The sequence below is a fragment of the Shinella sp. GW821-FHT11G07 genome (genome assembly GCF_058808115.1).
This window is the reverse complement of record NZ_JBXARJ010000005.1, coordinates 227614-240747: the sequence shown is the minus strand read 5'-3', so window position 1 is coordinate 240747 and position 13134 is coordinate 227614. Positions and strand designations below refer to the sequence as shown.

Annotated in this window: 11 protein-coding genes; 5 read left to right on the top strand and 6 right to left on the bottom strand. The window is 63.9% G+C overall.

The features are described from left to right. Positions 1-135: 135 nt before the first annotated feature. A complete protein-coding gene (locus AC1RT2_RS12160) occupies positions 136-789 on the top strand; it encodes a GntR family transcriptional regulator (protein ID WP_069061581.1) in 654 nt (217 codons plus the stop codon). 2 nt (positions 790-791) lie between these two features. Here the strand turns inward: AC1RT2_RS12160 and AC1RT2_RS12155 are convergent, their stop codons facing one another. Beyond that, entirely contained in the window at positions 792-1499 is a 708-nt protein-coding gene (locus AC1RT2_RS12155; RefSeq protein WP_444799303.1) for an MOSC domain-containing protein, read from the bottom strand. Positions 1500-1665: 166 nt separating this feature from the next. Between AC1RT2_RS12155 and AC1RT2_RS12150 the strand changes: the two genes are divergently transcribed. Continuing rightward, entirely contained in the window at positions 1666-2919 is a 1254-nt protein-coding gene (locus AC1RT2_RS12150; protein WP_493102148.1) for an NAD(P)/FAD-dependent oxidoreductase, read from the top strand. Positions 2920-3166: 247 nt separating this feature from the next. Here AC1RT2_RS12150 and AC1RT2_RS12145 read toward each other — a convergent pair whose 3' ends face one another. Further along, entirely contained in the window at positions 3167-3607 is a 441-nt protein-coding gene (locus tag AC1RT2_RS12145; protein WP_286157142.1) for an Lrp/AsnC family transcriptional regulator, read from the bottom strand. A gap of 112 nt (positions 3608-3719) precedes the next feature. Here AC1RT2_RS12145 and AC1RT2_RS12140 point away from each other — a divergent pair, with 112 nt between their 5' ends. Next, positions 3720-4820 carry a saccharopine dehydrogenase family protein gene (locus AC1RT2_RS12140; protein WP_069060620.1) on the top strand — a complete coding sequence of 367 codons (1101 nt, stop codon included), beginning with the start codon at positions 3720-3722 and terminating at the stop codon, positions 4818-4820. A gap of 154 nt (positions 4821-4974) precedes the next feature. Here the strand turns inward: AC1RT2_RS12140 and AC1RT2_RS12135 are convergent, their stop codons facing one another. Genes AC1RT2_RS12135 through hglS form a run of 4 tightly spaced genes read right to left on the bottom strand, consistent with a single transcriptional unit; the run spans position 4975 to position 10603 of the window. Then, a complete protein-coding gene (locus AC1RT2_RS12135) occupies positions 4975-6207 on the bottom strand; it encodes a pyridoxal phosphate-dependent aminotransferase (RefSeq protein WP_493102145.1) in 1233 nt (410 codons plus the stop codon). A gap of 22 nt (positions 6208-6229) precedes the next feature. Next, positions 6230-7753, bottom strand: coding sequence for an L-piperidine-6-carboxylate dehydrogenase (gene amaB, locus AC1RT2_RS12130; protein ID WP_493102143.1), 1524 nt, complete (start codon positions 7751-7753; stop codon positions 6230-6232). A gap of 22 nt (positions 7754-7775) precedes the next feature. Then, positions 7776-9194, bottom strand: coding sequence for an FAD-binding oxidoreductase (locus AC1RT2_RS12125; protein ID WP_493102141.1), 1419 nt, complete (start codon positions 9192-9194; stop codon positions 7776-7778). Between the two features lie 11 nt (positions 9195-9205). Then, positions 9206-10603 (bottom strand): 2-oxoadipate dioxygenase/decarboxylase HglS, encoded by a 1398-nt coding sequence (hglS, locus tag AC1RT2_RS12120; RefSeq protein ID WP_493102139.1) that lies wholly within the window; start codon positions 10601-10603, stop codon positions 9206-9208. A gap of 172 nt (positions 10604-10775) precedes the next feature. Here hglS and AC1RT2_RS12115 point away from each other — a divergent pair, with 172 nt between their 5' ends. Together AC1RT2_RS12115 and AC1RT2_RS12110 are read left to right on the top strand one after the other, a co-directional pair. Further along, entirely contained in the window at positions 10776-11678 is a 903-nt protein-coding gene (locus AC1RT2_RS12115; RefSeq protein ID WP_493102137.1) for a LysR substrate-binding domain-containing protein, read from the top strand. 110 nt (positions 11679-11788) lie between these two features. Then, entirely contained in the window at positions 11789-13072 is a 1284-nt protein-coding gene (locus tag AC1RT2_RS12110; protein WP_493102135.1) for an NAD(P)/FAD-dependent oxidoreductase, read from the top strand. Positions 13073-13134: the final 62 nt, after the last annotated feature.

The window sequence follows — 13134 nt, the reverse complement described above, 5'->3', positions numbered from 1 at the left end:
GAAATATGCACACTTTCTTGTCGCCGGTCAAGCTGCTAGAACCTGTCACAAGGGGTAGGATAGCACCCTGCAGCCGGTCACAGGAGGGATGGATTGGGCAATTTGGCGCTTGAGCCGCTGGACCGGCCGGAAGGCATGACGACGCATGAATATGCGCATCGGCGCCTGCGCCAGGCGATCATGGTGGGCTCCATCCGGCCGGGCGAATCACTGACCATTCGCGGCATTGCGGAGGCGATGGAATCGAGCCCGACGCCCGTGCGCGAAGCCCTGCGGCGCCTCAGCTCCGAGGGGGCACTCCGGGTGCTCGACAACAGGCGCATCATGGTGCCGCGCATGACGGCGGACCGCTTCAGCGAGCTGGTCTCGCTGCGCTCCGTGCTGGAGCAGCATGCCGCCCGCCGGGCCGTGCCGCACATCACCGAACGGCGCATCGACCGCCTTGCCGAGATCGACAAGGCGCAGGACGAGGCGATTTCCCGCAAGGACAACGGGACGGCCCTGTTGCTGAACCAGGAATTCCATCGCACGCTATACACTGCCAATCCAGAGCAGGTGATCATGCCGATGGTGGAGAGCATCTGGCTCCAGCTCGGCCCCTTCCTCGGCATCGCCATGGAACATGTCGCCCAACTCTATTTCGTCGATCGTCACGTGGAGGCCATCGAGGCGCTGCGCAAGCGCGACGAGGATGCCGTGGCGGCGGCGATCAAGGCCGATATCTCTGAGGGCATCGGCGGCTTCGAGCGCGCGGCGATCGAAAACCTGCTGCGGCTTGCCGGGCAATAGGTCTAATCGACCGTCACAGTATCTCCAAGGGCGATCCGTCCCGGGGTGACCACCCTTGCCAGCACGCCAAATCCGCCGCCGCCGTGTTTGGCGATCGTGTGCAGCACATCCTTGTCGAACGGCACGCCGGGCTGGCCAAGCGCGGTAAAGGCGCAACGCGCGCAGGGCTCGAGGATTTCGATGACCGCGTTGCCGGCGCGCAGGATGCGGCCAATGAGCTTTTGCTCGACGAAATCGACGTCACCCGCATCTGTACCGATCAGGATGTTGGGCCGAAAACGCCTGATGTCGAGGACGGCCGTGGGCAACAGTGCTTGCAGGTGTGCCAGCGAAGACGTGGTCAGAATATGCAGGTGATCGCGATCATAACGCGGTGCCGCACCCGTTTCGCCGAAGGGCAGGAACTGGACGGGAAATTCGAGATGGTCGGAAGCGACCCCGTCGGCGGTCGGCGAGGGGAGGGCATGCCATGCGGTGCCATCGCGGCTGATTTCCGGTCCATCGACAGCCGCCCGCGATTGGAGCCCCGGAACCGGCCGCCAGCGCCGCTCTTTTTCCGGCGCCGCAACGGCCTTGCTGTCTTTGTCGAACAGCCCCCATTGGCGGTCTCCGACGATACCGGCTTCGTCGAGCTCGGCGGTTTCGAGCTGTTCTCCGGTCAGCGAACTGACGGGATAACGCCAGAGTTCGCGCGTGGTACCAAACTGCATGCCGCTTCCTTTCGAAGGTCCCCTCATGTCGTGACGCTATCGCCGCATCCGGCCGGTGTCCATCTCCGGCGCCTGAAGGCGCTTTGCCGCAAGCAAGCGGCTTGCATCCCCCGTTCGGCCCATGCAATGGATCAGAAAACCTGAATGTGGACTATGGGGCAGGCACATGAAGACGGACGTCATTGTTCTCGGCGCGGGCGTGATCGGCATTTCGACCGCGATCCATCTGGCACGGCGCGGCAAATCGGTGGTGCTCGTCGATCGCCGGGGTGCTGCGGAAGAGACGTCCTATGGCAATGCCGGCCTGATCCAGCGCGAGGGTGTCTTTCCCTACGGTTTCCCGCACGATTTCGGCGCGCTGTTCCGCTATGCGCTGAACAACACGATCGATGCGCATTATCATCCGTCGGCGATCCCGAGCATCATTCCGTTCCTGGCGCGCTACTGGTGGCATTCCGGCTTCCGCCAGCACCAGAGCATTGCCCATCTCTATGCGCCGCTCATCGAGAACTCGATTTCCGAACATGCCGACCTGATCGCGGCGTCGGGTGCCGACGACCTCATCCGCAAGGACGGCTGGATGAAGGTTTTCCGTTCCGAGAAGGCGCGCGACGCCGCCTATGCGGACGCGGAAAAGCTGTCGGCCAATTTCGGCGTCAACCACCAGAAGCTGACGACGGCGGAAGTGGCGGCGGCCGAGCCGTCCATCCGTGCGGAGCTCACCGGTGGCCTGCGCTGGACAGACCCATGGTCGATCCTCGATCCGCAGAGCCTGATGAAGCGCTATCTTGCCTATTTCCAGTCGCTCGGCGGCACGCTTCAGTCCGGTGACGCTGCGACCATCGAGCATGTGCTGGAAGGCGAGGGCTGGCGCATTGCGACGCCGGAAGGTCCGCTGGAAGGCAAGGAAGTCGTTGTCGCGCTCGGCCCCTGGGCCGATACGGTAACGCGCAAGCTCGGCTATCGCTTCCCGCTCGCCGTCAAGCGCGGTTATCACATGCACTATGGTGCAGAAGAGGGTGCACACCTCAACAACTGGGTGCTCGACGCCGAGCGCGGCTATTTCCTCGCGCCGATGCAGCGCGGCATCCGCCTCACCACCGGCGCCGAATTCGCAAGGCGCGACACGCGCAAGACGCCCGTGCAGCTGCGCCGCGCGGAAAAGGTGGCGCGCGAGTTCTTCCCGCTCGCCGAACGGCGCGACGAGGAACCGTGGATGGGCTGCCGCCCCTGCACGCCGGACATGATGCCGATCATCGGCAAGGCGCCGCGCCATTCCGGCCTCTGGTTCGCCTTCGGCCACGCCCACCACGGCATGACGCTCGGTCCGATCACCGGGCGCGTGCTGGCGGAAAAGATGCTGGGCGAGCGGACGGTGATCAATATCGGCCCGTATCGGCCGGAGCGGTTCATCGCCTGACAGTGATCTCGTGAAGGCAAAATCGCCGTACGGCGAGGCGTTGGCGCGAAGAGTGTTCGCCCAGCTTGGTCCGATTTGCCCCCGTAGATCACCCCACCCTCCGTCATCCTCGGGCTTGACCCGAGGATCCACGTATCACGGAAGGCCCAGTCCTTGTGGCATGGATCCTCGGGTCAAGCCCGAGGACGACGGTGGAGAGGTCGTTGTGCGGCTTCTTGTTGGAGGTCGCTTAGGCCGATGGCATCGCCTAACGCCGGATCCGCGTCGACAGGATAATCGAGGACAGCGTGCGTTCCACGCCGTCGATTGCGCCGATCTTGTCGATCAGGTGGTCGAGTTCGGCGATGGATGCCGCCTCGACCACGGCGATCAGGTCGAAGTTTCCGCTCACCGAATGCAGCGTGCGCACGGCGGAGATGGCGTGCAGCTCCGTCGTGATGCGCGAAAGCGTCTTTGGCGCGATGGTGATCAGCACGTGGGCCTTCACCATGCCGCTCTCATAGGCGTCGGAAAGTTTGACGCCGTAGCCGGCGATCACCCCGTCCCGCTCCAGCCGATCGATCTTGGCCTGCACGGTGGTGCGCGACAGCCCGAGCTTGCGGGCGATCGTCGCGGTCTGTTCGCGGGCGTTTTCGCTGAGGATGGCGAGAAGCTCACGATCCTTGGTGCCTAACGTCGAAATGCTCATTTTTGCCGTCATTCTGCCGATACTGATAATGTATTATGCCAGATGTGGCGCTTTAAATCGACAGTCACTGCCTCCAAAATAAGCGCATCAATTCATGCCGGAGGGAAATCACATGAAAGACATCGTCGTCATCGGCGCAGGCAAGATCGGCTCGACCATCGCCCGCATGCTGGCTCACAGCGGGGACTACCGCGTCACCGTCGCGGACCGTTCGGACGAGCAGCTTGCCGCCGTCGAGCGCCACGATGCCGTTTCGACCGTCGTCGTCGACATCGCCGACGCTGCCGCCATGAAGGCCCTGCTGACCGGCAAGTTCGCCGTTCTTTCGGCCGCTCCCTACCACCTGACGGTCGCGATTGCCGAAGCCGCTGCGGCTGCCGGCGTGCACTATCTCGACCTCACGGAAGACGTCGAATCCACCCGCCACGTCAAGCGCATCGCTGAAACCGCCAAGACGGCCTTCATTCCGCAGTGCGGCCTTGCACCGGGCTTCATCTCGATTGTCGCCAATGACCTTGCCAGCCGCTTCGATTCGCTCGAAAGCGTGCGCATGCGCGTCGGCGCCCTGCCGCAGTACCCCTCCAATGCTCTGAACTACAACCTCACCTGGAGCACGGACGGCGTCATCAACGAATATATCGAGCCTTGCGAAGCGATCGTCGAAAGCGCGCTGATCGAGGTTCCGGCGCTGGAAGAGCGCGAAGAGTTTTCGCTCGATGGCGTCACCTACGAAGCCTTCAACACGTCGGGCGGCCTCGGCACACTCTGCGAATCGCTGAAGGGCAAGGTCCGCACGCTGAACTACAAGACGATCCGTTATCCCGGCCACGCCGCCATCATGAAGGCGCTGCTCAACGATCTCGGCCTGCGTCACCGCCGCGAAGTCCTCAAGGACATCTTTGAAAACGCCCTGCCGACCACCACGCAGGACGTCGTCATCATCTTCGTGACCGTTTCCGGTCGCAAGGGTGGCCGCCTGATCCAGGAAACTTACGCCAACAAGGTCTACAGCGCACCGATCGCCGGCGCCCTGCATTCGGCCATCCAGATCACGACCGCCGGCTCGATCTGCGCCGTGCTCGACATGCTGGCCGATGGAACGCTGCGCGCCGAAGGTTTTGTTCGCCAGGAAGAAATCGCCCTCGAGGCCTTCCTCGCCAACCGCTTCGGCCACCACTACGCCCAGGACCAGCACGGCGCCCGCGCCGCCTGATTTTTCCAGCCTTTCAACACCCCGGTCCAAAAGCCGGGGTGTTTTCGCATCTGTGGCGCCGCCGCGGGGAAGCAGAGAACGCCAAAAGGCGCGGATCAATAAAAATGGGGCCTCATTCGAGGCCCCTTTTCTTTTGTCGATTGTCTGGTGCAGATCAGGAAAGCCGCGCGACTGCGTCCGCGATGCGCTTCAGCGCTTCCGTCAGTTCCGCTTCCGACGTGGCGTAGGAGATGCGGAAAAACGGCGAGAGGCCGAAGGCGGAGCCGGGCACGACGGCGACATGGGCGTCTTCCAGCAGGTAATCCGTGAAGTCGCTGTCGGCTTCGATGCGCTTGCCCTTGGGCGTCACCTTGCCGATCACGCCGGCGCAGCCGGAGAAGGTGTAGAAGGCGCCTTCCGGGGTGCGGCAGACGAGGCCGGGAATGGCGTTCAGTGCGGACACGACGAGGTCGCGGCGGTGCTTGAAGCTCGCCTGGCGGTCCTTCAAGAAGTCCTGAGAACCGTTCAGGGCCTCGACCGAAGCGGCCTGGCTGACGGAGGAGGGGCAGGAGGTCGCCTGGCTCTGGATCACGGCCATGGCCTTGATCAGCGCCTTCGGGCCGCCCGCATAGCCGATGCGCCAGCCGGTCATGGCATAGGCCTTGGAGACGCCGTTGATGGTCAGCGTGCGGCTCTTCAGGCGCGGCTCGATGGCGACGGGGGTGACGAACTTGAAACCATCGTAGACGATGTGCTCATACATGTCGTCGACCATCAGCCAGACATGCGGATGCCTTAGCAGCACGTCGAGCAGCGGGCGGTAGTCGGCCTCGCTATAGGCCGCACCCGAGGGGTTGGACGGCGAATTGAACAGCACCCAGCGCGTCTTCGGCGTGATCGCCTTTTCCAGCTGCTCCGCCTTCAGGCGAAAACCGGCTTCGGCATCGCAGGGAATCAGCACCGGCACGCCGCCGCAGATTTCCACGATGTCGGAATAGGAGGTCCAGTAGGGCGTCGGGATGATCACCTCGTCGCCCGGATTGACCGTCGCCATGAAGGCGTTGAACAGGATCTGCTTGGCGCCGGTCGCGACGGTGACCTCGTCGAGTGCATAGTCGACGTTGTTTTCGCGGCGGAATTTTTCGCAGATCGCCTTCTTCAGGTCCGGCGTACCGTCGAGCGCGGTATATTTGGTGTCGCCGCGGTCGATGGCGGCCTTGGCGGCGGCCTTGACGTTATCCGGCGTGTCGAAATCGGGCTCGCCGGCGCCGAGGATGATGACCGGCAGGCCGTCCTTCTTCATGGCAGAGGCGCGGGCGCCGATCTGCAGAATCTTCGAGACGCCGATGGCGGCGATGCGCGAGGCGGGCGTAAAGCCCGCCTCCTCAACCTTGGTCTGATTGTTCATGGCGGTTTACTCGAGATCGCCCTTATTCGATGTCAAACGAGACGCCCTGGGCGAGCGGCAGGGCCTTCGAGTAGTTCACCGTGTTGGTGGCGCGGCGCATATAGGCCTTCCAGGCGTCGGAGCCGGATTCGCGGCCGCCGCCGGTTTCCTTCTCGCCGCCGAATGCGCCGCCGATTTCCGCACCGGACGTGCCGATGTTGACATTGGCGATGCCGCAATCCGAGCCGTCGACCGAGAGGAAGCGCTCGGCTTCCTGGACGTTCAGCGTGAAGATCGACGAGGAGAGGCCGGCCGAGACGGCGTTGTGGTCGTCCAGCACGGCGTCGAAGTCGGAATACTTCATGACGTAGAGGATCGGCGCGAAGGTTTCTTCGAGAACCGGGCCGGCCTGCTTCGGCATTTCGACGATGGCTGGCTTCACATAGTAGGCCGTGTCCTTGCCGGCATCGGCAATGCGCTCGCCACCGGTGACGGAGCCGCCTTCGGCCTTGGCGGCTTCCAGTGCCTTCTGCATGCCGTCAAAAGCCTGCTTGTCGACGAGCGGGCCGACGAGAGCCGAGGTTTCCAGCGGGTTGCCGACGGAAACGCTGGTATAGGCCTTCTTCAGGCGCGGCACGAGCTGGTCGTAGACGCTGTCATGCACGAAGAGGCGGCGGAGCGTCGTGCAGCGCTGGCCGGCGGTGCCCATGGCACCGAAGGCGATGGCGCGCAGCGCCATGTCGAGATCGGCGGACGGGCAGACGATACCGGCATTGTTGCCGCCGAGCTCGAGGATCGAGCGGGCAAAACGCTTGGCGAGACGCGGGCCGACTTCCTTGCCCATGCGGGTGGAGCCGGTGGCCGAGACGAGTGCGACTTTCGGGTGGTCGACAAGGACTTCGCCGATGGCGCGGTCGCCGATGAGGACCTGGGAGAGGTTTGCCGGGGCTTCGCCGAAGCGGGCAAGCGCACGCTCGAAGATCGCCTGCGACGCAAGTGCGGTGAGCGGGGTCTTTTCAGACGGCTTCCAGACGGTGGAATTGCCGGCAACGAGGGCGAGTGCGGTGTTCCACGACCAGACGGCGACGGGGAAGTTGAAGGCCGAGATGATGCCGACGACGCCGAGCGGGTGCCAGGTTTCCATCATGCGGTGGCCGGGGCGCTCGGTGGCGATCGTCAGGCCGTAGAGCTGGCGGGAGAGGCCGACGGCGAAATCGCAGATGTCGATCATTTCCTGCACTTCGCCGAGGCCTTCGGAGGTGATCTTGCCGGCTTCGATGGAAACGAGGCGGCCGAGATCGGCCTTGGCGGCGCGCAGTTCTTCGCCGAGCAGGCGCACGAGCTCGCCGCGCTTGGGAGCGGGCACGAGGCGCCATTCCTTGAAGGCCTCATGGGCGGCTTCGATGGCCTTGGCGGCATCGGCCGCGGAAATGGACTTCAGCTTGGCGATTTCCTCGCCGCTGACCGGGCTGTAGGAAGCCATGTCGCCACCTTGCCAGGCGGCGCGCGGCACGCCGAGCTTGTCGAGAAGGGCGGCAGTTTCCTGTTTCACGTCGACTTTCGTCATGGGTATTCTCCCTGATGTCTTGTTAAAAGGTCATGGCGCCGAGCGAACCCGGCGAGGTGATGGTTTTCAGCCCGGCCGCAAGCCGGCGAATCTCTTCGGGCGTGTATTTGTCGTAGAAGGCCTGATTCTTGCGGCCGATGGCGTGTTCCGCACTGAAGCTGCCGTCGAACTGTTCGACCGCCACCGTGAACACCCAGTCGCGCAGGTCCATTTCGAAATCGGGATCGGCAAGGCGCGGATCGTCCTTGGCGACGACGAGGTTGAAGTGCACGCCGCCATCGCCGATATGGCCGAAATCGCAGATCGTCACGTCTTCGAAGTGGTCGGGCATTTCCGCCTTCATATGGGCGAGGAAAGGCATGATGTCACCCCGGCGGAACGATAGATCGAAGGCGATCAATCGCCCGCTATGTTTCACGCCTTCGGACAAAGCATGTCGCAGCGCCCAGATCTCATGCGGCGGGCCGACGAAAGCGTCGGCGAGCGGTGCATCCTCGCGCTCCCAGATGGCGGCCAGCACCTCTTCCAGCACTGCATCGAGCGGCTGTTCGCCGTCGCGCGGCGGGCTGGAGCGGGAGATTTCCGCAAGGATCACGAAATCCGGCACGATGCCACCCTGGAAGGGGTTTCTCAACGACGGTACATGGTCGAGGGCGGCGCGAATGGCATTGCCGGACATGCCCTCGAAGGCCGAGAGGTAGCTGCCGAGCGCATCTTCCATGGCGACGAGGAGGGCGGAAACCTGTTCGTCCGAAGACGGAATGAGGAGCGCTGTCGCAGACTGTTTTGGTGCGGGTTCGAGGTTGAGCACACATTCGGTGATGATGCCGAAGGCGCCGGACGTACCGATGAAGAGCTGTTTCCAGTCCACGCCGGTGTTGTTCTTGCGCAGATCCGAGGAGAGGTCGAGTACCGTGCCGGCTTCGTCGGCGAGCACGACGGTGAGGCCCAACGTGTTGCGGCGCACGTCGCCATAACGCAGGAAGCGCGAGCCGCCGGTGTTCGTGGCGATCATGCCGCCGAGGCGCGGATCGGCGCCGAGGTCGATCGGGAAGAACAGGCCGCTCTCCTCCAGCTTGCCGTTGAGATCGGAGAGGCGAACGCCAGCGCCAGCCTTGATGGTGCGGTTGACGCGGTCGAGTTCAAAGGGGGCCGTGAGGCGATCGAGGCTCAATACGCCCTGGTGGCCGCTGCCGTCGGGTGTCGAGCCGGAGACAAGGCCGGTATTGCCGGACTGCGGGATGAGGGCGATGCCGTTCGTGACGCAGTAGGAGACGACGGCGGAGGTCTCGGCCGTCGTTGCAGGACGCGCGACGAAGGCGGCGCGGCCCTTGTCATAGCGCGCGCCGGTCTCGTAGGCAGCCATGTCCGAGGCCTCGGCGAGAAGACCCTTCTCGCCGAGCAGGCTTTTCAGCGTGTCGATATGGCGTGCCTCGATCATTCTTTCGTCCGTCACTCCGCGGCGGCCGCCATGTTGACGATGCCGAGGCACATTTCAAGCGATGCGCGCTGGATGCCGGCATAGTGGGCGAATTCGTCCAGAACCGTTGCACCGAGATCGCGCTCGAACATCATCTGGTTCGGGCTCGCGACAAAATCCTGCGCCGCGTCGTCGCCGAGGTTCGACTGGAAGATGCCCGCGGCGCTGACCGGGAGGAAATCTTCGTAGACGATCGGATCGAACTGGATGAGGCCGGCTTCGATGGCGGTTTCGAGATCTGCCCTGCGGCCGGAGACCGACATACCCTTTTCCGTCAGCGAATAGCTGAAATAGCCAAGGCCCGCCTTGCGAATACCGTCCCAGGTGTCCGGGAAGGCCTTGAAGACGTCGGCAAGTGCTGCTTCATATTCGCTCGCATTGGAGCCGTCGGCGGCCGGGCATACGCGGGCACGGGTGTCGTTCAAAAGCGTGTCGTAGAGCGCGCGGCCCTTCGGGGTCAGCGCCACACCACGCTGTTCGATCTCGCCGAAGCGGGCGCTGTGCGAGCCCGCCTGCCAAGTGCCGTCCGCAGCGATGAAGGAAACGGCCTCTTCCAGCGCCTTGAACGAGGTCTGGCGCAAAAGGATCGGGCAGTTGCGGGTCGGCGGGCCTTCGACGACGGCCTTGGGCGCGATGCCCTCCTGCGGCATGCGCGCCTGGATCTTGTCGATATCCAGCGTGCGCGGCGTCAGGTGGTTGATGTGCGGGCCCTTGAAGGAGACGACGTCGGCGATCAGGCGGTGCGCATCGTGCAGGCGCTTGTACATGTCGGCGCTGACGATAGCATGGTCGTGCCAGCGGAAGGTTTCGAGCACCTGCGCGACGAAGCGGGCGGCGTCAGCGGCATCGAGGCCGCCGTCGCGCTCGGCCTTCTCGACGAGGGCCACGGCTTCATCCGTGAAGATTTTCCGTGCCGCGAGCACGTCGGCGGCTTCCTGGCGCAGTGTTTCGTCGGCGATCAGGTCGAGGCGAAGCAGCGAGGTGAAAACGCGAAACGGGTTGCGGCTGAGGCTTTCGGCGCCGACCGGCCGGAAGGCGGTGGAATGAACAGGCACGCCGGCCGTGGAAAGATCGTAATAGCCGACCGGGTGCATGCCCATGACGGCGAAGGCGCGGCGCATCATGGAAAGCTCTTGCCGTGTGCCGAGGCGGATGGCGCCATGGCGTTCTTCCGAGATGCGGTCGAGCGTATCCGTCGCTTCGAGGCGCGTCTTCAGATGCGCGTCGGCGGCGAGTGTCTCGTCGTTGACCGAGGCCACCAGCGACATCAGCGTGCCATAGGCCGGCACCTCGTCGCGGTACATGGCGGACATGGCGGCGGAGAAATTCGAGCGGATCTTGTCGGCGGAAAGGATCGAACTGGATGTCATGGCGAACGGTCTCGTCTCGTTGGCGCGGCAGTTCCGGATGGAAAAGGCTTCACACTTTTCCTGGAATTGCTTTAGAAGGGTGGGAGGGCCCTGATCATTCTCAAAACGGATCATACCGGATCGTTTCCTTGAGCGATTGCGACCGTTCTGACTATGTTGATGCGAGGAAAGAATGAAGCTCAGTCGAAGGCTGATCCCGGACGTCACCACGCTGCAGGCGTTCGAATGTGCTGCCCGCCATGGCAGTTTCACGCAGGCGGCACACGAGCTGAACCTCACCCAGAGCGCCGTCAGCCGCCAGATCAAGGACCTGGAGGAACAGCTCGGCGTGCTGCTGTTCGAGCGCGTGCGCCAGCGGGTCGTGCTGTCGGATGACGGGCGGCGTTTCCTGCCGGAAGTGCGCAAGCTGCTGCACCAGACAGAAGAGACCATGCTGCGCGCCATGGCGTCGGCGTCTTCCGAACACAGTCTCAGCATCGCGACGCTGCCGACCTTCGGCAGCCGCTGGCTGACGCCGCGCATTCCGGCATTTCTCAGCGAACATCCGGGCACGATCGTCAACATCGCCTCCCGTTCGAAACCGTTCGATTTCGACGAAGAGAATTTCGACCTTGCCATCCATTACGGTCAGCCGGTCTGGGCACGCGCCGCCTGCTCCTACCTGTGCAGCGAGGTCATCCTGCCGGCGGCAAGCCCGGAGCTTCTGAAGGCGTGGAACTTTTCCGAGCCGAAGGACCTGGAGACGGCACCGCTTCTCCATCTCGCGACGCGCCCGAAGCTCTGGGCGCAATGGTTCGAGATGAACGGCGGTTCTGCCGATACCGCCTATCGCGGCCACCGCTTCGACCAGTTCGCCATGGTCATCGAATCGGCCGTCGCCGGCCTCGGCTTTGCGCTCCTGCCGCACTACCTGATCGAGCAGGAGCTGGCGACCGGCCGGCTGGCCGTCGTCTTCGACCGGCCGATGGAGACGGAAAACAGCTATTATCTCGTCGTGCCCGAGGGAAAGCTCGAAAACCCGTTGAGTCAGGCGTTTCGTGCCTGGATCGCCAATCAGGTTCCCGACCGGCATTGACCGCCTGTCATGCGGACGGGGCATGACCCCGTTCTCAATTTTTGCTTTAGTCATGGTGCCGCATCGTCGATGGTGCGGGAATAGCTCCTCCTTCTGAAAAGCAGACCACCATGCTCAACGATCCGCGCTCCCATGGCCTTTGGGAGATGACCGCACCACCCGCCCCCGAAACGGTCGCCTTTTCCGGCAAGGCGGATGCGGATGTCGTCATCGTCGGTGGCGGCTATACCGGGTTCTCGACAGCACTCCATCTTGCCGAGCGCGGCACGCGGGTCATCCTGCTCGAGGGTGCCGAAATCGGTTACGGCGGGTCGGGCCGCAATGTCGGCCTCGTCAATGCCGGCATGTGGGTGATGCCGGACGAGCTGCCGGGCGTGCTCGGCGATCTCTATGGCAGCCGGTTGCTCGAACTGCTCGGCAATGCGCCGCGCCTGGTGTTCGACCTTGTCGAAAAGCACAAGATCGATTGCGAGATCAACCCGGCCGGCACGCTGCACTGTGCCGTCGGCCAGTCCGGCCTCGATGAATTGAAGCAGCGTGCGGAGCAATGGTCGCGCCGCGGTGCGCCGGTGCGCCTGCTCGATGCGGCCGAGACGGCGGTGAAGGTGGGTACCGATGCCTATGCCGGTGCGTTGCTCGACATGCGAGCCGGTACGATCCAGCCGCTTGCCTATGCGCGCGGCCTGTCCCGCGCGGCGATCGCCGCGGGCGCGCAGGTTTTCACGGGAAGCCTGGTGACGGGCGCGGAGCGAACCGGCAAGCGCTGGACGGTCAACACCCCGCGCGGCTCGGTGACGGCGGATTGGGTGGTGGTCGCGACCAATGCCTATACGGTGGCACCCTGGCACGAGGTGCGCGCCGAGCTTACCCACCTGCCCTATTTCAATTTCGCCACGGTGCCGCTTTCGGCGGAGATGCAGGCAAAAATCCTGCCGGAGAGGCAGGGGGCCTGGGACACGAAGGAGGTGCTCTCCTCCTTCCGCTTCGACAAGCGCGGTCGGCTGGTGTTCGGCAGTGTCGGCGCGCTGCGCGGCACGGGCACGGGCATTCACAAGGCTTGGGCACGGCGGGCGCTGAAGAAGCTGTTCCCCGCGATCGGCGATGTCGCCTTCGAGGCGGAATGGTACGGCAAGATCGGCATGACAACCGACAACCTGCCGCGTTTCCATCGCCTGGCCGAAAATGTCATCGGTTTTTCCGGCTATAACGGTCGCGGCATCGCGCCGGGCACCGTTTTCGGCCGCACATTGGCACAGCTTGTTTCCGGCGAGATCGCCGAGATGGACCTGCCGCTGCCGGTCAGCGATCCCGAGGCCCAGTCCTTCCGCTCGGTGCGGGAGGGCTATTACGAACTCGGCGCCCAGATCGCCCATTTTGCGGGCGCGCGGTTTTAAGAGACCCAGGCGAAAGGCCCGATTTTATATTTGGCACGCCGTGCCCTTCCCACCCTCGACGT